Origin of the sequence: Micromonospora sp. (assembly GCF_048594385.1) — a bacterium.
In the GTDB taxonomy this organism is placed as follows: domain Bacteria; phylum Actinomycetota; class Actinomycetes; order Mycobacteriales; family Micromonosporaceae; genus Micromonospora; species Micromonospora wenchangensis.
The window spans coordinates 1-20,736 of the sequence record NZ_JBMDWU010000297.1 but is presented as its reverse complement, the minus strand read 5'-3'; the positions used below and the strand labels follow the sequence as shown (position 1 = coordinate 20,736).

Here is a 20,736-nt window from a genome sequence, read left to right as displayed (position 1 = left end):
CGTCGGCGGTGGCCAGCGGCAGCACCCCGCCCCGGGACATCCGCTCCCGGTCGGCGTCGCCGAGCCGGTCGGTCATCGCCGAACCCTCGCCCCACAGGCCCCACGCCAACGACACCGCCGGCAACCCGGCGGCCCGACGGGTGGCGGCGAGCGCGTCGAGGAACGCGTTCGCCGCCGCGGAGTTACCCTGCCCCGGCGCACCCAGCACCCCGGACAGCGACGAGAACAGCACGAACGCCGACAGCTCCCGATCGCGGGTGACCTCGTCGAGCAGCCACGCCGCGTCCACCTTGGGCCGCAGCACCGCCGACAGCCGGGCGGCGGACAGTGACGACACCACGCCGTCGTCGAGCACGCCTGCGGTGTGCACCACCGCCGACAGGTCGGGGCGGGCGTCGAGGAGCGCGGTCACCTGTGCCCGGTCGGCCACGTCGGCGGCGACCAGCTCGACCTGCGCGCCGGCCGCGGTCAGCTCGGCGACCAGGTCGTCGGCCCCCTGCGCGGCGGGGCCCCGGCGGGACACCAGCAGCAGCCGGGTGACCCCGTGCGTCGTCACCAGGTGCCGGGCCACCGCCGTGCCGAGGGCACCGGTCGCGCCGGTGACCAGCACCGTGCCGGTGCCGTAGAGCGGGGTGTCCGGGGTGGCCGGCTCGACGACCTGACGGGTGAGCCGGGGCACCGAGACCACACCGTCGCGGACCCGTACCTGCGGCTCGCCGGTGGCCAGGGCCAGCGCGAGCGTCCCGGCCACGTCGGCGGCCGGGTCGGTGTCGACCAGCAGCAGCCGGTCGGGGTTCTCGGCCTGCGCCGAGCGGAGCAGACCCCAGACGGCCGCCCCGGTCAGGTCGGTCCCGTCGTCGCCGACGGCAAGCCGGGTGAGCACCACGAGCCGGTGGGCGTCGGGGCCGGCCAGCCACTCCTGCACCAGGCCGAGGACCCGGTTCACCTCGTCGTGCACGGCTTGCGGGCCGGCGACGTCCCCGGCGCTGCCGGCGGTCAGCACCAGCAGGTCCACGTCGGGGGTGGCCGGTGCGGTGCCGGTGGCCGGGTGGTGGGCCCAGGCCGGGACGACCGTGCCGGTGGGGGTGCCGATCTCCTGCCAGGTCAGGTCGAACAGCGCGTCGGCGACCCCACCGGGGCGGGTCACCTGGACGGGCCGCAGCACCAGCGAGTCGACGGTGGCGACGGGTGCGCCGACCGCGTCGGCGACCGCCACCCGTACCCCGGAGCCGACCGGGGTGAGCCGGACCCGGACGCCGGCCGCGCCGGTGGCGTGCAGGGTGAGGCCGGTCCAGGCGAACGGCAGGCCCCGGAAGGTGTCCCCGTCGGCGAGGCCGAGGGCGTGCAGGCCGGCGTCGAGCACGGCGGGGTGCAGGCCGAACCCGTCGGCGTCCACCCCCTCGGGCAGGGTGACCTCGGCGAAGAACTCGTCGCCGCGCCGCCAGACCCGGCGCAGGCCCTGGAACACCGGGCCGTAGACGAGGCCGCCGGTCGCCAGGTGCTGGTAGAGGTCGTCGGTGGGCACCGGCTCGGCGTCGGCCGGCGGCCACTGGGTGAGTGCGGTCCCGGTGGTACGGGGGCCGGGGGCGAGCACCCCGCTGGCGTGCCGGGTCCACGGGGCGTCGGTGTCGGCGCTGCGGGCGTACACCTGGAGGGTGCGGGTGTGGTCGGTGCCGGCGGGGCCGACGACGACCTGGAGCTGGACGCCCCCGTGTTCGGGCAGGACCAGCGGGGCTTCGATGGTCAACTCGTCAACGGTCTCGACGCCGACCTGCGCCCCGGCGTGCAGGGCGAGGTCGACGTAGCCGGTGCCGGGGAAGACCACCGCGCCGTCGACGGCGTGGTCGGCGAGCCACGGGTGCCGGTCGAGGGAGAGCCGGCCGGTGAGGACGGCCCCGTCGGCGTTGGCGAGGGTGACGGCCGCGCCGAGCAGCGGGTGGTCGGCGGAGTCCAGGCCCATGGCGGTGGCGTCACCGGGGTCGGCCGTGGCGTCCAGCCAGAACCGCTGGTGTTGGAAGGCGTAGGTGGGCAGGTCGACGGTCCGGCCGCCGGGGTTGACGGCCGTCCAGTCGAGGTCGACGCCGCTGATCCACGCCTGCGCCATCCCGGTGGCGTACGCCTCGACCTGCTCGCGCTTGCGGCGCTGCAGCGCGATGGCGGTGGCGTCCTGCACGCAGTCGGCGACCATCGCGGTGAGCACACTGTCCGGCCCGATCTCCACGAACCGGGTCACCCCCCGGGCCGCCAGAGCGGCCACCGCGTCGGCGAACCGCACCGTGCCGCGCACCTGCCCCTGCCAGTACCCGATGCTGCCCAACTCGGCATCGGTGGCGAGATCACCGGTCGCGGTCGACACCAGCGCAATGCCCGCCGGGTTCGCAGTCGCGCTCTCCACGACCTGCCCGTACTCGGCCAGCATCGGGTCCATCAGGTGCGAGTGGAACGCGTGCGACACCCGCAACCGACGCGTCTTCACCTCCAGGGAGGCTTCCAGGGCGGCGATCTGCTCCTCCGTGCCGGACACGACCACCGCGCGGGGGCCGTTCACGGCCGCCACGTCGATGTCGCCCAGGTCCAGCTCATCGAGCGGCGCGGCAATGGCCAGCATCGCCCCACCCGCCGGGAGGGCCTGCATCAGACCGCCCCGGGCCGCGACGACCCGACAGGCGTCGTCGAGGGACCAGACACCCGCCACGTGCGCGGCGGCCAGCTCACCGATCGAGTGCCCGGCGACGAAGTCAGGCTTCAGACCCCAGGATTCGGCCAGGCGGAACAGGGCCACCTCGACCGCGAACAACGCCGGCTGCGTCCACCCCGTCTGGTCGAGAACACCATCCGGGTCGGTGAACATCACCTCCCGCAGATCACCGTCCAACAACGGACCGAACGCCGCACACACCTCATCGAGGGCCTGCGCGAACACCGGGAAGGCTGCCGCCAGGTCACGGCCCATCCCGACCCGCTGCGCACCCTGACCGGTGAACAACACCGCCGTACGGCCGGCAACGGTCCGACCCGACAGGCCACCGCCGGCCGCCAGGGTCTCCAGGCCGGCCACGTCGTCACCGAGCACGACACCCCGGTACGCGCCGGCGGCCCGGGTGGTGCCCAGCGAGAACCCGACGTCGACCGGACGCTCGTCGGTGAGGAACTCCCGCAGCCGGGCGGCCTGCCCGGCGAGCGCCGCCGCCGACCGGCCGGACAGCGGCCAGAGCACCACCGGCGGCTCGGCGGTCTCGTCCGGCGCGACGGTCTCCACCGGGGGTGCCTGCTCCAGGATCACGTGCCCGTTGGTGCCGCTCACCCCGAACGACGACACCCCGCCCCGGCGCGGCTGGCCGTGGTCGGGCCACTGCCGCGCCTCGGTCAGCAGCTGCACGGTGCCGGCGGACCAGTCGACGTGGGTGGACGGCTCCCCCACGTGCAGGCTCTTGGGCAGGACGCCGTTGTGCAGCGCCATCACCATCTTGATCACGCCGCTGACGGCGGCGGCGGCCTGGGCGTGGCCGATGTTCGACTTGACCGAGCCGAGCCAGAGCGGCCGGTCCGCCGGCCGGTCGCGCCCGTACGTGGCGATCAGCGCCTCCGCCTCGATGGGGTCACCGAGGGTGGTGCCGGTGCCGTGCGCCTCGATCAGGTCGACGTCGCCGGAGGTGAGGCCGGCGTTGGCGAGCGCCTGGAGGATGACCCGCTGCTGGGCCACCCCGTTGGGGGCGGTGAGCCCGTTGGACGCGCCGTCCTGGTTGATCGCGGAGCCCCGGATGACGGCGAGTACCCGGTGGCCGTTGCGCTGGGCGTCGGAGAGGCGTTCCAGCAGCAGCATGCCGACGCCCTCACCCCAGCCGGTGCCGTCGGCGTCGTCGGAGAAGGGCTTGCAGCGGCCGTCGGAGGCGAGCCCCCGCTGCCGGCTGAACGCGACGAACGCGCCGGGCGTCGACATGACGGTGACGCCACCGGCCAGGGCCAGCCCGCACTCCCGTTGCCGCAGCGCGTGCGCGGCGAGGTGCAGCGCGACGAGCGACGACGAGCAGGCGGTGTTGACGGTGACGGCCGGCCCCTCCAACCCGAGGCTGTACGCGACCCGGCCGGAGATGACCGCTCCGGAGCTGCCGGTGCTCATGTACGCCTCGACCGGCTCGGGCAGCACGGTGAGCCGGTCCCAGTAGTCCTGGCCGCCGCAGCCGACGAAGACACCGACCGGGCCGCCCCGCAGCGTGTCCGGGTTGATGCCGGCCCGCTCACACGCCTCCCAGCTCGCCTCCAGCACCAGCCGCTGCTGCGGATCCATCGCCAGCGCCTCGCGGGGCGAGATGCCGAAGAACTCGGCGTCGAACTCGTCGGCGTCGTGGACGAACCCGCCCTGTTGGACGTAGCTGCTGCCGGCGGCGTCCGGGTCGGCGTCGTAGAGGGCGGCGGTGTCCCAGCCCCGGTCGGTGGGGAACTCGCCGATGGCGTCGACACCGTCGGCGACCAGCCGCCACAGGTCCTCGGGTGAGTTGACCCCACCCGGGTAGCGGCAGGCCATGCCGACGATCGCGATCGGGTCCTGCTCCTGCGACTCGACCTCGCGCAGCCGCTCCCGGGTGCGGTGCAGATCGGCGGTGACCCGCTTCAGGTACTCGAGGAGCTTCTCTTCGTTCGCCATCCGAACCTCACCAAACTCGTTGCCAGCGGGACACGTTGCTCCGGGAGCGCGGTGGCGGCTCAGGTCATGCCGAGTTCCTTGTCGATCAGGTCGAACACGTCGTCGGCGGAGGCCGTTTCGAGCCGGTCGACGAGGGTGGCGCCGGTGGTGGTGCTGAGCGTCTCGTTGAGCTTCGCCAGCAGCGACTGGAGCCGGGCGGTGACCCGGTTGCGTTCGATCTCCTCCGGCGTCAGGCCGGCCACGGTGACCTCCAACCGGTCCAGCTCGGCGAGCAGTCCGCCGGCGGTGTCGCCGGTGTAGCCGAGTTCGGCCCGGAGCTGGTCGGCCAGGGCGGTCGGGTTGGGGTGGTCGAACACCAGGGTGGCGGAGAGCCGTACGCCGGTGGCGGCGCTGAGCCGGTTACGCAGCTCGACGGCGGTCACCGAGTCCATGCCGAGTTCCTTGAACGCGCGCTGCGGCTCGACCAGGTCGGCGTCGCCGTAGCCGAGGACGGCGGCCACGTTGGTGCGGACGGTCTCCAGCAGCAGGGCGCGCTGCTCGGCCTCGGACAGCGTGCCGAGCCGGTCGGCGAGCGCCGACGACGACCCCGCCTCGGTGGCCTCGGCGGCCTCCGGTGCGGCGTCGGGCAGTTCGGCCAGCAGCGGCCGGGGCCGGGCCAGGGTGTAGATGGGGCCGAACCGGGCCCAGTCGATGTCGGCGACGACGAGGTGACTCTCGTCGTGGTCGAGGGCCTGTCCGAGCGCGTCGACGGCGAGCCGCGGGTCCATCACGCCGACGCCGAGCCGGTCGAGGTGCGCCCCGACCTCGCCGCCGGCCATGCCACCGCCGCCGCCCCAGCTGCCCCAGGCGACCGAGGTGGCGACCGCACCCCGGTTGCGGCGGCGGTGCGCCAACGCGTCGAGGTACGCGTTCGCCGTCGCGTAACCCGCCTGACCGGCGCTGCCCCACACCGCCGCACCGGAGGAGAACACCACGAACGCGTCCAACGGCCGGTCGGCGGTCAACTCGTCGAGGTGTACCGCGCCGAGCACCTTCGCCCGGCACACGTCGGCGAAGTTGTCGAGGGCGGTCTGCCCCAACGGCACCTCGGGGTGCAGCACGCCGGCGGCGTGGAAGACGGCGGTCAGCTCGTCACCGAGGTCGGCCAGGAGCGCGGCGACGGAATCCCGGTCGGCCACGTCACACGCCACCACCTCGACGCCTGGGTGCCGGGCCATCAGGTCGGCCGCGCCGGGGGCGTCCGGGCCGCGTCGGCTCGCCAGCACCACGCGCTGCGCGCCGTTGCCGACCAGCCATTCGGTGACGTGCCCGCCGACCCCGCCGGTGCCGCCGGTGACCAGGACGGTGCCGGCGGGTCGCCAGCGCCGTTCGGGTGCCCCGGTCACCGGACGGCGGACCATCCGGCGGGCCAGCGTGCCGGCCGCCCGCAGCGCCACCTGGTCCTCGCCGCCGCCGGTCAGCACGTCGGCCAGCCGGTCGACGGTCTGCGGCGTCCACTCGGCGGGCAGGTCGACCAGGCCGCCCCACCAGCCGGGGTAGTCGAGGGAGAGCACCGTGCCCAGGCCCCACAGGGCACCCTGGGCCGGGTCGGTGACCGGCTCGAACCGGTCCACCCCGACCCCGCCGGCGGTGACGCACCAGAGCCGGCCGCTGAAGTCGGACGCGGCCAGCGCGTGCACCAGGGACACGGTGGCGGTGATCCCGGCGGACAGGCCGACGCCCAGCGGGTCGGGGCCGTCGTCCAGGGCGAGCAGGGAGAGCACCCCGGCGGGGGCCTCCCGGCCGGCGTGGTCGGTGCCGGTGACGGTGACCACCTCGGCGCCCCGGGCGGCCAACCCGTCGGCGAGCGTACGCAGCCGCTCGTCGTCGGCCAGCGCCGCCGGGGCGACCACCCACCACACGCCGCTGAGCTGCCCGCCGGTGGGCACCTCGGTCGGCCGCCACACCACCCGGTACCGCCAGCCGTCCACGGTGGCGACGTCGCGCTGCCGGGACCGCCACGACGTCAGGCCGGGCAGCACCTCCCCGACCAGTGCGGTGTCCACGCCGAGGCCGTCGGCGAGCAGGTCGACGTCGGCACGTTCCACGGCGTCCCAGAACCCGGCGTCGGTGCCGCCGCCGGTCGGGGCGGCGACGGTCGGCGCGATCCAGTAACGCTCGTGCTGGAAGGCGTAGGTGGGCAGGTCCGCCCGGCGGCTGCCGGGCAGGGCGACGGCCCAGTCCACGTCGACGCCCCGCACGTGCAGCTCGGCCAGGGAGGTGAGCAGCCGGTCCAGGCCGCCGTCGTCGCGGCGCAGGGTGCCGGTGACCACCGTCGGGCGGTCCGCCGACTCCAGCGTCTCCTGCATCCCCATGCCGAGCACCGGGTGCGGGCTGACCTCCACGAACCCGGTCCAGCCCTGCCCGGCGAGAGAGCGGATCGCCGGGTCGAACCGGACCGTGTTGCGGAGGTTGTCGTACCAGTAGCGGGCGTCGAGGGTGGCGGTGTCCACCCAGTCGCCGGTGACGGTGGAGAGCATCCGGATCGTCCCGGTCTTCGGGTTGATCGGGGCCAGGTCCTCCAGCAGCCGGTGTTCCAGCAGCTCCACCTGCGCGGAGTGCGAGGCGTAGTCGACGGCGACCTGCTTGGCCCGGATCCCCTCCCCGGTGAGCTCGGCGATGAGTTCCCGCAGCGCCTCCGGGGTGCCGGAGACCACCACCGAACCCGCGCCGTTGACCACGGCGAGGGAGATGTCGCCCGCCCACCGGGCGATCCGCTCCTGCGCCCGGTCGGCGGGCAGCCCGACCGAGACCATGCCGCCCCGGCCGGCCAGCTTCTCGCCGATGGCCCGGCTGCGCAGGGTCACCACCCGTGCCCCGTCGGCCAGGGAGAGTCCGCCGGCCACGCAGGCGGCGGCGATCTCACCCTGCGAGTGGCCGACCACCGCGTCGGGTTCGACGCCGTAGCTGCGCCAGGTGGCGGCGAGGGAGACCATCATCGCCCACAGGGCGGGCTGGACCACGTCCACCCACTCCAGGGAGGGTGCGCCGGGCACCCCCCGGACCACGTCCAGCAGGTCCCAGTCGACGTACGCGCGCAGTTCGGCGGCGCAGCGGCCCATCTGCTCCGCGAAGACCGGCGAGGAGTCCAGCAGCGCGGCGGCCATGCCGACCCACTGGGCGCCCTGGCCGGGGAAGACGAAGACGACCCGACCGGCGGCGTCGGCGGTGCCGGTGACCGCGGTGGGGGCGGGCAGCCCGTCGGCGACCGCGTCGAGCGCCGTCCGCAGCTGCGGCAGGTCACCGCCGAGTACCACGGCCCGGTGGTCGAGCCGGGCCCGACCGGCCAGCGTCCGCCCCACGGCGGCCGGGTCGGCCGGTACGGCGTCCAGGTGCGACAGCAGCCGCCGCGCCTGGGCCCGCAGCGCCCGGTCGGTGTGCCCGGAGAGCACCCACGGCAGCACCGCCGGGGTGGCCGGCTGCTCGTCCTCCTCGGCCGGGGCCACCTCTTCGAGCACGACGTGGGCGTTGGTGCCGCTGATGCCGAAGGAGGAGACCGCGCAGCGGCGGGCGTGGCCGGTCTGCGGCCACTCCACCGGCTCGGTGAGCAGTTTGACCGTCCCGGGCGACCAGTCGATCTCGCCGCTGGGCTCGTCGACGTGCAGGGTGCGGGGCAGTACCCCGTGCCGCATCGCCTGCACCATCTTGAGCACCCCGCCGACACCGGCGGCGGCCTGCGAGTGGCCGATGTTGGACTTGAGCGAGCCGAGCCACAGCGGCCGGTCGGCGGGCCGGTCCCGGCCGTACGTGGCGAACAGCGCCTGCGCCTCGATCGGGTCGCCGAGCCGGGTGCCGGTGCCGTGCGCCTCGACCGCGTCGATCTCCTGGCCGGCGAGCCGGGCGTTGGCCAGCGCGGCCCGGATGACCCGACGCTGGGAGGGGCCGTTGGGGGCGGTGAGGCCGTTGGACGCGCCGTCCTGGTTGATCGCGGAGCCCCGGATGACGGCGAGCACCGGGTGCCCGTTGCGGCGGGCGTCGGAGAGCCGTTCCAGCACCAGCGACCCGGCGCCCTCGGCCCAGCCGGTGCCGTCGGCGGCGGCGGCGAACGACTTGCACCGGCCGTCGAAGGACAGCGCCCGCTGCCGGGAGAACTCGACGAACGCGTCGGGGGTGCCGATCACGGTGACCCCGCCGGCGACGGCGAGCGACGACTCCCCGGAGCGCAGCGACTGGCAGGCCCAGTGCAGGGCGACCAGCGACGACGAGCAGCCGGTGTCGACGGTGACCGCCGGCCCCTCCAACCCGAGGGTGTACGACAGCCGGCCGGACACGATGCTGCCGGCGCCCCAGCTGTTCGGGTAGTCGTGGTAGACGACGCCGGTGAACACGGCGGTGGGGCTGCCCTTGAGCGACAACGGGTCGATGCCGGCCCGCTCCAACGCCTCCCAGGACGTCTCCAGGAACAGCCGCTGCTGCGGGTCCATCTCGGCGGCCTCGCGGGGCGAGATGCCGAAGAAGGTGGGGTCGAAGGCGGCGGCATCGTAGAGGAAGCCGCCGTCGCGGGTGTAGCTGGTGCCGGGGTGCTCCGGGTCCGGGTCGTAGAGCCGGTCGAGGTCCCAGCCCCGGTCGGTGGGCATGCCGGAGATCGCGTCGGTGCCGGCCGCGACGAGGTCCCACAGGGCCTCGGGCGAGTCGACGCCGCCGGGGTAGCGGCAGCCCATGCCGACGATGGCGATCGGTTCGGCGGCGCGCTCCTCGATGTCGCGGAGCCGCTCGCTGGTCTCGTGCAGGTCGGCCGTGACCCGCCGCAGGTAGTCACGAAGCTTCTGTTCGTTGGACATCAGGAACCCATTCCCGGACGGCGCCGACGGAGCGGACGGATCATGAGGTGCCGAACTTGCTGTCGATGAAGTCGAAGAGGTCGTCGTCGGAGGCGGTGTCGAGATCCTCGGTGACGCTGGCGACCTCGGCCGGGCGTTGACCGGCGGTCCACGCGGCGAGCATGGTGCGCAGCCGCTCCCCCACCCCGGCCCGGGTGCTCTCGTCGAGCGCGGCGACCGCGTCGGCGTCCAGGGTGGACAGCGCCGCCTGGAGCCGGTCGAGGTCGTCGAGCAGGGTGACGCCCCCGGCGTCGGCGGGCACCAGCTCGGTGAGCAGTTGCTGGGCCAGCTCGGTCGGGGTCGGGTAGTCGAAGACCAGCGTGGCGGGCAGCCGCAGCGCGGTCTCGGTGGTGAGCCGGTTGCGCAGCTCGACGGCGGTCAGCGAGTCGAAGCCGGCCTCCTTGAACGCCCGCTCCGAGTCGACGTCCGCGCCGGAGGCGTACCCGAGGACGGCGGCGACCTGGTCGCGGACCAGCGCCAGGACGGTGTCCAGGCGGTCCGGTGACGGCATCGCGGCGAGCCGACCGGCGAGGTCGGCGGTCACGGTGACCGGGGTGGCCGGTTCGGCCTCGGGTTGGGCGTCGGGCAGCGCCGCCAGCAGCGGCCGGGGCCGGGCCAGGGTGTAGATGGGGGTGAACCGGGTCCAGTCGATGTCGGCGACGACGAGGTGGCTCTCGTCGTGGTCGAGGGCCTCCCGCAGCGCCCGGACGGCGAGCCGGGGTTCCATCGGCGGGGTGCCCTGCCGGCGCAGGTGCGCGGTGGCCTCCCCGTCGGCCATCCCGCCACCTGCCCAGCTACCCCAGGCGACCGAGGTGGCGACCGCACCCCGACTGCGCCGACGGTGGGCCAACGCGTCGAGGTACGCGTTCGCCGTCGCGTAACCCGCCTGCCCGGCGCTGCCCCACACCGCCGCACCGGAGGAGAACACCACGAACGCGTCCAACGGGCGGTCGGCCAGCAACGCGTCCAGATGCACCGCGCCGAGCACCTTCGCCCGGCACACCTCGGCGAACTCGGCCACGCTGGTCTCCGGGAGCGACTTCTCCTGGTGCAGCACCCCGGCGGCGTGGAAGACGGCGGTCAACTCGTCACCGAGGTCGGCCAGCAGCGCGGCGACCGACTCCCGGTCGGCCACGTCACACGCCACCACCTCGACACCCGGATGCCGGGCCGTCAACTCCGCCGCACCCGGGGCCGCCGCGCCCCGCCGGCTCGCCAGCACCACCCGCCGCGCGCCCTGACCGACAAGCCATTCGGTCAGGTGCCCGCCGATGCCGCCGGTGCCGCCGGTGACCAGCACCGTGCCGGTGGGCGTGTAGCGCCGCTCGGGGTTGCCGGCGGCCGGCCAGCGGACCAGCCGCCGGGCCAGCACGCCGGCGGTACGGACGGCCACCTGGTCCTCCGCACCGGCGGCGAGGACGTCGACGAGCCGCGCGACGTGCTCGTCGGTCCAGTCGGTGGGCAGGTCAGCCAGGCCACCCCAGGAGTGCGGGTACTCCAGGGACAGCACGGTGCCGAGCCCCCACAGCGCGCCCTGCGCGGGGTGCGGCAGCTCCTCGAACCGGTCGACGGCGACACCACCCGCGGTGAGGCACCACACCCGGCCGGCGAATTCGGTGGCGGTGAGGGCCTGGATCAGCGCGACGGTGTCGGTGACGCCGACAGACAGCCCCGCGTCGGTGGGGTCGGGGGTGTCGTCGAGGGCGAGCAGGGACACCACCCCGGCGGGGGTGTCCCCGGCGGGCAGCTCGGTGCCGGTGACGGTGACGACGTCGGCGCCCCGGGCGGCCAGTCCGGCGGCGAGGGTGGACACCCGGGTGTCGCCCGTCGACGCGGCCGGTACGACGAGCCACCAAGTGCCGGTGAGTTCGCCGCCGTCGGGCAGTTCGGTGGAGCGCCACACCACCCGGTACCGCCAGTCGTCCACGGTGGCCGCGTCCCGCTGCCGGGCCCGCCAGGCGGCGAGGCCGGGCAGCACCTCGGTGACGACGCCCGGGGCGACGCCGAGACCGTCGGCGAGCACGTCGGTGTCGCCCCGGTCGACGGCGTCCCAGAACCCGCCGTCGGCCTCGTCGGTGCCGGTGCCGGTGGTGGTCTCGGGCTCGATCCAGTACCGCTGGTGCTGGAAGGCGTAGGTGGGCAGTTCCACCTGCCGTGCCCCCGGGTGCACGGCCGTCCAGTCGAGGTCGACGCCGGTGGTCCACGCCTGCGCCATCCCGGTGGCGTACGCGGCCACCTGCTCCCGGTCGCGACGCTGCAACGCAATGGTCACCACGTCGTCGACGCTGTCGGCGACCATCGCGGTGAGCACACTGTCCGGCCCGATCTCCACGAACCGGGTGACTCCGCGTGCGGCCAGAGCGGCCACCGCGTCAGCGAACCGCACGGTCCCCCGCACCTGCCCCTGCCAGTAACCGGCGCTACCCAACTCGGCATCGGTGGCGAGATCACCGGGCGCGGTCGACACCAACGGGATACCCGCCGGGTTCGCAGTCGCGCTCTCCACGACCTGCCCGTACTCGGCCAGCATCGGATCCATCAGGTGCGAATGGAAAGCATGCGACACCCGCAACCGACGCGTCTTCACCTCAAGACGGGACTCCAGCGCCGCGATCTGCTCCTCGGTCCCCGACACGACCACCGCCCGGGGGCCGTTCACCGCCGCCACGTCGATGTCACCCAGGTCCAGCTCATCCAGCGGCGCGGCGATGGCCAGCATCGCCCCACCCGCCGGGAGGGCCTGCATCAGACCACCACGGGCCGCGACGACTCGACACGCGTCGTCGAGGGACCAGACACCCGCGACGTGTGCGGCAGCCAGCTCACCGATCGAGTGACCCGCCACGAAATCGGGCTTCAGACCCCAGGACTCGGCGAGACGGAACAGGGCCACCTCGACCGCGAACAGGGCCGGCTGCGTCCACCCCGTCTGATCCAGGACACCGTTCGGGTCGGTGAACATCACCTCCCGCAGGTCACCGTCGAGCAGCGGCCCGAACGCGGCACACACCTCGTCCAATGCCTGCGCGAACACCGGGAACGCTTCCGCCAGCTCACGACCCATGCCGACCCGCTGCGCACCCTGACCGGTGAACAGCACCGCCGTACGACCGCTGGTGATCCGACCCGACAGACCGCTGCCCGAGGTCAGGGCCTCCAGGGAAGCGGCCAGGTCGGCGGCCGTACCGCCGACGGCGACGGCCCGGTGGTCCAGGGCCACCCGACCGACGGCCAGCGAGTGCCCGACGTCGACCGGCCGCTCGTCGGTCAGGAAGTCACGCAGGCGGCCGGCCTGGGCGGCCAGCGCACCGGCCGACCGGGCGGACAGCGGCCAGAGTGCCACCGGCGGCTCGGGGGCCGTGTCCTGGCCGGCGGGCTCGACCGGCGGAGCCTCCTCCACGATCACGTGGGCGTTGGTGCCGCTGATCCCGAACGACGACACCCCCGCCCGGCGCGGGCGGTCCCCGGCCGGCCAGTCGACCGGTTCGGTGAGCAGCCGCACGTCGCCGGCAGCCCAGTCGACCTGTCGCGACGGCGTCCCGGCGTGCAGGGTGCGCGGCAGCGTGTCGTGCCGCATCGCCATCACCATCTTGATCACCCCGGCCATGCCGGCGGCGGCCTGGGCGTGACCCATGTTGGATTTGATCGAGCCGAGCCACAGGGGGCGGTCCCGGTCCCGGCCGTAGGTGGCGAGCAGCGCCTGTGCCTCGATCGGGTCACCGAGGGTGGTGCCGGTGCCGTGGGCCTCGACGGCGTCGACCGCGTCGGGGGTGATCCGGGCGTGGGCCAGCGCCGCCCGGATCACCCGCTGCTGGGCCGGCCCGTTCGGCGCGGTCAGCCCGTTCGACGCGCCGTCCTGGTTGACGGCGGAACCCCGGATCAGCCCGTAGACGCGGTGCCCGTTGCGCTGCGCGTCGGAGAGCCTCTCCAGCACCAGCACCCCGACGCCCTCGGACCAGCCGGTGCCGTCGGCGTCGTCGGAGAACGACTTGCACCGGCCGTCCGGGGCGAGCCCCCGCTGCCGGCTGAACGCCACGAACGGGGTCGGGTTCGACATCACCAGCACCCCACCGGCGATGGCGGTGGTGCACTCCCCGGCCCGCAGCGCCTGACCGGCGAGGTGCAGTGCGACAAGCGACGAGGAACACGCCGTGTCGACGGTCATCGACGGCCCCTCGAACCCGAACGCGTACGACACCCGGCCGGAGATCACCGACGCGGAGCTGCCGGTGCTCAGGTACGCCTCCGACTCGGCGGGGGCGAGGCCGAGCAGGTCGCCGTAGTCCTGGGCGCCGGAGCCGACGAACACCCCGACGGGGCTGCCGCGCAGCGCCTCCGGGTCCATCCCGGCCCGCTCGCACGCCTCCCAGGTGACCTCCAGCATCAGCCGCTGCTGCGGGTCCATGGCGATCGCCTCACGGGGCGAGATGCCGAAGAACTCGGCGTCGAACGCGCCCGCCTCGTAGACGAAGCCACCGGAGCGGACGTAGCTGGTGCCCGGCTGGTCCGGGTCGGCGTCGAAGAGGGCGTCGGAGTTCCAGCCCCGGTCGACGGGGAACGCGCTGATCGCGTCGGTGCCGTTGTCGACGAGCCGCCACAGGTCCTCCGGGGAGCGGACGCCGCCGGGGTAGCGGCAGCTCATCCCGATGATGGCGATCGGCTCGTCGGGGTCGGTGCCGCCGACGCCGGACGTGACGGTGGTCGGGGCGGCGGTGCCGACGAGTTCGTCGTACAGGTGGCGGGCCAGCACGGCCGGGGTCGGGTGGTCGTAGACCATGGTGGCCGGCAGGCGCAGCCCGACGGCCGCGCCGAGGGCGTTGCGCAGCTCCACGGCGGTCAGCGAGTCGAACCCGAGTTCCCGGAACGGCCGCTGGACGTCCACGGTGGCCGACGCGTCGTACCCGAGGACGGTGGCGACCTGGGCGCGGACGGTGTCCAGCAGGTACGGCAGCCGCTCGGCGTCGGGCAGCCCGGCCAGCACGGAGGTGTCGGTGGGCGTGGCCGGGGCGGCGGCGGCCGGGGTCTGCTGGGCCTCGGGGAGCGCGGCGAGCAGCGGCCGGGGCCGGGCCAGGGTGTAGATCGGGGTGAACCGGGCCCAGTCGATGTCGGTGACCACGAGGTGGCTCTCGTCGTGGTCGAGGACCTGCTGCAACGCGCCGAGGGCGAGTCGCGGCTCCATCGGCGGGGTGCCCTGCCGCAGGAGCTGCTCGGTGGCCTGCTCGTCGACCATGCCGCCGCCGCCCCAGGTGCCCCAGGCCACCGAGGTGGCGGTCAGGCCCCGGCGACGGCGCTGGTGGGCCAGCGCGTCGAGCCAGGCATTGCCGGTGCCGTAGGCGGCCTGCCCGGCGCTGCCCCAGACGGCCGCGCCGGAGGCAAACAGCACGAACGCGTCGAGCGACCGGTCGCCGAGCAGCGCGTCGAGGTGGGTCGCGCCGAGCACCTTGGCCCGGCACACGGCGGCGAAGTCGTCGAGGTCGGTCTCGCCCAGCGGGGCCGGGTCGTAGAGCACCCCGGCGGCGTGGAAGACGGCGGTCAGGTCGTCGCCGATCCCGTCGAGCAGCGCGGCGACCGCGTTCCGGTCGGCCACGTCGCAGGCGACGACCTGAACGCCGGGCAGGCGGGCGGCCAGGTCGGCGGCCCCGGGTGCGGCGGGGCCGCGCCGGCTGGCCAGCACCACCCGCTCGGCACCCCGGTCGAGGAGCCATTCGGTGAGGTGTGCGCCGATGCCGCCGGTGCCGCCGGTGACGAGCACGGTGCCGGTGGGGGTGTAGCGCCGGTCGGGGCTGCCGGCGACGGGCCAGCGCACCATCCGCCGGGCCAGCGCCCCGGCGGTACGCAGGGCCACCTGGTCCTCGCCGCCGTCGGCGAGCACGTCGACGAGCCGGTCGAGGGTGTCGGGCGTCCAGTCGGCGGGCAGGTCGACCAGGCCACCCCACCAGCCGGGGTAGTCGAGGGAGAGCACCGTGCCCAGCCCCCAGAGGCCGGCCTGTGCGGCGTGCGGCAGATCCTCGTACCGGTCGACGGCGACGCCGCCGGTGGTGAGGCACCAGAGCCGGCCGGTGACGTCGGCGGCGGCGAGGGTCTGCACCAGCCGTACGGTGCCGGTGACCCCGGCGGACAGCCCGACGTCGTACGGGTCCTGGGTGTCGTCGAGGCCGAGCAGGGAGAGGACACCGGTGGGGGTGCCCCGGCCGGCGAGCGGGTCGGTGCCGGTGAGTCGGGTGACGGTGGCCCCCCGGGCGGCGAGCGCGTCGGCCACGGCGGTGACCCGGGGGTCGTCGGTGAGGGTGTCCGGGGTGACGAGCCACCAGTCGCCGGTGAGTTCCGCGCCGGTGGGCAGGTCGGCGGCCCGCCACACGACCCGGTAGCGCCAGTCGTCGGTGACGGTGGCCGGTGCGGCGGTAGGGGCGGCCAGCCAGTACCGCTGGCGGGCGAAGGCGTAGCCGGGCAGCTCGACCTGCCGTGCCCCCGGGTGCACGGCCGTCCAGTCGAGGTCGACGCCGGTGGTCCACGCCTGCGCCATCCCGGTGGCGTACGCGGCCACCTGCTCCCGGTCGCGACGCTGCAACGCAATCGCCACCACGTCGTCGACGCAGTCGGCGACCATCGCGGTGAGCACACTGTCCGGCCCGATCTCCACGAACCGGGTGACTCCGCGTGCGGCGAGAGCAGTTACCGCGTCGGCGAACCGGACCGTGCCCCGCACCTGACCCTGCCAGTACCCGACGCTGCCCAACTCGGCATCGGTGGCGAGATCACCGGTCGCGGTCGACACCAGCGCAATGCCCGCCGGGCTGGCGGTCACCCCGTCGACGACCTGCCCGTACTGGTCGAGCATCGGGTCCATCAGGTGCGAGTGGAACGCATGCGACACCCGCAACCGACGCGTCTTCACCTCAAGCGACGCCTCCAGGGCGGCGATCTGCTCCTCCGTGCCGGACACGACCACCGCCCGGGGGCCGTTCACCGCCGCCACGTCGATGTCACCCAGGTCCAGCTCATCCAGCGGCGCGGCGATCGCCAACATCGCCCCACCCGCCGGAAGGGCCTGCATCAGACCACCCCGGGCCGCCACCACCCGACAGGCGTCCTCCAGCGACCACACCCCGGCGACATGCGCGGCGGCCAACTCACCGATCGAATGCCCCGCCACGAAGTCCGGCTTCAACCCCCACGACTCGGCCAGACGGAACAGGGCCACCTCGACCGCGAACAACGCCGGCTGCGTCCACCCCGTCTGGTCGAGAACACCATCCGGATCGGTGAACATCACCTCCCGCAGGTCACCATCCAACAGCGGCCCGAACGCCGCACACACCTCGTCGAGGGCCTGCGCGAACACCGGGAACGCTTCCGCCAGGTCACGGCCCATGCCGACCCGCTGCGCACCCTGACCGGTGAACAACACCGCCGTACGACCGCTGGTGATCCGACCCGACAGACCGCTGCCCGAGGCCAGGGCCTCCAGGGAAGCGGACAGCTCGGCGGCCCCACGGCCCACCGCCACACCCCGGAACTCCAACCCGGCCCGACCCGCGCCCAGCGAGAACCCGACGTCCACCGGACGCTCGTCGGAGTCGGCGGCGAACCCGGCGATCCGGGCGGCCTGGCGGGCCATCCCCTCGGGGGAACGCCCCGACACCGGCCAGAGGACGACCGGCGGGGTCGGCCCCGGCGTGCCGGCCTCGACGGGCGGGGCCTGCTCGACGATGAGGTGCACGTTGGTGCCGCTGATGCCGAACGACGACACGCCCGCCCGGCGGGGCCGGTCCAGCTCCGGCCAGTCGACCGGCTCGGTGAGCAGCCGCACGTCCCCGGCGTCCCAGTCGACCTGCCGCGACGGCGTCTCGGCGTGCAGCGTGCGCGGCAGGGTGCCGTGCCGCATCGCCATCACCATCTTGATCACACCGGCGACCCCGGCGGCGGCCTGGGCGTGCCCGATGTTGGACTTGATCGAGCCGAGGAAGAGCGGCGTCTCCCGGTCCCGGCCGTAGGTGGCCAGCACGGCCTGCGCCTCGATCGGGTCACCGAGGGTGGTGCCGGTGCCGTGCGCCTCGACCACGTCCACGTCGGCGACGGAGAGCCGGGCGTTGGCCAGCGCCGCCCGGATCACCCGCTGCTGGGCCGGCCCGTTCGGCGCGGTCAGCCCGTTGCTCGCACCGTCCTGGTTGACGGCGGAACCCCGGATCAGCCCGTAGACGCGGTGCCCGTTGCGCTGCGCGTCGGAGAGCCGCTCCAGCACCAGCACCCCGACGCCCTCGGACCAGGCCGCGCCGTCCGCGCCGTCCCCGAAGGACCGGCACCGGCCGTCCGGGGACAGCGCGCGCTGCTTGCTGAACTCGACGAAGAGCTGCGGGGTGGCCATCACGGCGACCCCGCCGGCCAGGGCCAGCCCGCATTCCTCCTTGCGCAGCGACTGGCAGGCCAGGTGCATCGCCACCGACGACGACGAGCAGGCGGTGTCGACGGTGATCGCCGGCCCCTCCAGACCCAGGTTGTAGGCGACCCGGCCGGAGACGAGGCTGCCGGAGGTGGTGCTGTCGACGTAGTCGTGGTGCATCACGCCGACGAACACGCCGGTGGCGGTGCCCTTGAGGGCGACCGGGTCGATGCCGCCGTGCTCGAACGCCTCCCAGGACGCCTCCAGCAGCAGCCGCTGCTGCGGGTCCGTCTCCACCGCCTCGCGGGGGCTCATCCCGAAGAACCCCGGGTCGAAGTCGGCGGCGTCGTAGAGGAAACCACCGTGCCGGGTGTAGCTCTTGCCGGGCTTGCCGGGTTCCGGGTCGTAGACGCCGTCGACGTCCCAGCCCCGGTCGGTGGGGAAGCCGGAGATGGCGTCGGTGCCGTCGGCGACGAGCCGCCACAGGTCCTCCGGCGACCGGACCCCGCCGGGGTAGCGGCAGCCCATGCCGACGATCGCGATCGGCTCCTGGTCCCGGCCCTCCACCTCACGCAGCCGCCGGTTGGCCTGTTGCAGTTCGGCGGTGGCGCGCTTGAGGAAGGTCCGGAGCTTGTCGTCGTTCGCCATCGTTCACACCAATCTTTCCCGCGCCGGAAGGTTCGTCGGAGGCTGCCGTCAGGAGAGGCCGAGCTCGTTCTCCAGCACGTCGAACAGTTCCTCGTCGGTGGCGGACTCGTAGTCGTGCGGGGTGTCGTCGTCGGGGCGGCCGGTGCGGTCCTGCCAGCCGCGCAGCACCGCCTCGAGCCGGGCGGTCAGCCGGGCGTGTTCCGCACCCGGCACCTCGGTCAGGGCCTTCTCCAGCCGGTCGAGGTCGGCGAGCACCGCACCGGCCGGGTCGGCGTCGGGCACCACCAGGTCGGCCTTGAGGGCGCGGGCCAGGGCGGTGGGTTCCGGGTGGTCGAAGACGAGCGTCGCCGGCAGCCGCAGCCCGGTGACGGTGCTGAGCACGTTGCGGAACTCGACGGCGGCGAGGGAGTCGAAGCCGAGGTCCTTGAACGCGCGGCCGGGTTCCACCGACGCCGGGCCGGGGAACCCCAGCACGGCGGCGGCGTGCGTACGGACCAGGTCGAGCAGCAGGGTGTCCCGGTCGGCGTCGGAGAGGCCGGCGAGGCGCTGGGCCAGCGGCGGGCCGTCGGCCGCCGCACCAGCACCGGCGGCGGTCGGCCGGGCGGGGGTACGGACCAGGCCGCGCAGCACGGCGGGCAGCGCGTCGGTGCGTCGTCGCAACGCGTCCAGGTCGAGCCGCACCGGTACGGTGGTGGGCCGCCCGGCGGCGACGGCCGCGTCGAACAACGCCAGCCCCTCGTCGGTGCTCATCGCGGGCATCCCGAGCCGGCGCATGCGGTGCAGGTCGGCGTCGTCGAGGTGACCGCCCATGCCGGTGCCGGTGGCCCACAGGCCGTAGGCCAGCGAGGTGGCGGGCAGCCCGTCGGCGCGGCGGCGTTGGGCGAGGGCGTCGAGGAAGAGGTTCGCGGCCGCGTAGTTGCCCTGCCCGGCCCCGGCCACCCAGCCCGCCGACGAGGAGAACAGCACGAAGGCGGTCAGGTCGTGGTCGCGGGTGAGGTCGTGCAGGTGCCAGGCGGCGTCCACCTTGGGCCGCAGTACCCGGTGCAGTTGCTCGGGGGTGAGGGCGTCGACCAGCGCGTTCTCGGCGGTGCCGGCGGCGTGCACCACCGCGCCGACCGAGTGTTCGGCGAGCAGGGCGGCGACCGCGTCCCGGTCGGCGACGTCGCAGGCGGCGACCGTCACGTCCGCACCGGCGGCGGTGAGGTCCGCGACCAGGTCAGCCGCGCCGGGCGTGGCCGCGCCGCTGCGCCCGGTCAGCAACAGCCGGCGTACGCCGTGCCGGGTGACCAGGTGCCGGGCGACGAGGCTACCCAGGCCGCCGAGTCCACCGGTGATCAGGACGGTGCGGTCGGTGGTCCAGCCACCGTCGGCGGGCGCGTCGACGCCCACCCGGGTCAACCGGGGCACCAGCAGCCCGCCGTCGCGGACGGCCACCTCGGGTTCCCCGGTGGCCAGGGCCGCCGCCAGGTGGTCGGTGCCGCTGTCGTCGGTGTCGACCAGGACGAACCGGCCCGGGTGTTCGGCCTCGGCCGCCCGGACCAACCCCCACAGGGCCGCCGCGGCGGGGTCGACGGGGGTGTCGCCGGCACCGACGGCGTCCCGGGTGAGCAGGGCGAGCGTGCTGTGGGCGTACGCCGGGTGGGTGAGCCAGCGGCGCAGCAGCCCCAGCAGGCGTTCGGTGGCCCCGTGCACGGCGGCCGGCGGGGTGCCGGACGGGTCGAGGGTGACCACGACGGTGTCGGGAGCGGTTTCGGGCAACTCCGCGTCGACGTCGAGCGCGGTCCAGGTGCCGGTGGCGGCGGCCGGGGTGGGGACGGGCTGCCAGCTCACCTCGTACAGGTGGCGGTGCCGGTTGCCGGCGGCGCCGAGCGCGTCGGCGGCGACCGGCCGGGCCACCACCTGGTCGATCGTGGCGACCGGGTTGCCGTGCCCGTCGGCGACGGTGACGGCCAGCTTGTCGCCGGTGGCCGGGGAGATCCGGATGCGCAGGGCGGCGGCGTGTGCGGCGTGCAGGGTGACGCCGCGCCAGGAGAACGGCAGCGGGGTGTCGCCCGCGCCCTCGTCGACCAGGTTGGCGTGCAGGGCGGCGTCGAGCAGCGCCGGGTGCAGCAGGACCCGGGGCGCGTCGGCGGCGGCCACCTCGGGCAGTGCCGCCTCGGCCCACACCTCGGCGGCGTCGCCGTCGCCGCGCCGCCACACCGCGC

4 protein-coding genes are annotated in these 20,736 nt (G+C 74.8%); all 4 read right to left on the bottom strand.

Annotation, left to right across the window (positions count from 1 at the left end; all coding sequences use genetic code 11):
- A partial coding sequence (locus ACOJTC_RS15935) for an SDR family NAD(P)-dependent oxidoreductase (RefSeq protein WP_420117463.1) occupies positions 1-4,645 on the bottom strand: 4,645 nt, incomplete at its 3' end.
- A 59-nt stretch (positions 4,646-4,704) separates the two neighbouring features.
- On the bottom strand, positions 4,705-9,465 hold the full coding sequence (locus tag ACOJTC_RS15930; protein WP_420117462.1) for a type I polyketide synthase: 4,761 nt from the start codon (positions 9,463-9,465) through the stop codon (positions 4,705-4,707).
- Positions 9,466-9,505: 40 nt separating this feature from the next.
- A complete protein-coding gene (locus ACOJTC_RS15925; RefSeq protein ID WP_420117461.1) occupies positions 9,506-18,532 on the bottom strand; it encodes a type I polyketide synthase in 9,027 nt (3,008 codons plus the stop codon).
- Positions 18,533-18,580: 48 nt separating this feature from the next.
- A partial coding sequence (locus ACOJTC_RS15920) for an SDR family NAD(P)-dependent oxidoreductase (RefSeq protein ID WP_420117460.1) occupies positions 18,581-20,736 on the bottom strand: 2,156 nt, incomplete at its 5' end.

Excerpts from the sequence above, each read along its gene's own strand:
- ACOJTC_RS15930 (WP_420117462.1), bottom strand. The coding sequence starts at position 9,465 with ATGTCCAACGAACAGAAGCTTCGTGACTACCTGCGGCGGGTCACGGCC.
- ACOJTC_RS15925 (WP_420117461.1), bottom strand. The coding sequence starts at position 18,532 with ATGGCGAACGACGACAAGCTCCGGACCTTCCTCAAGCGCGCCACCGCC.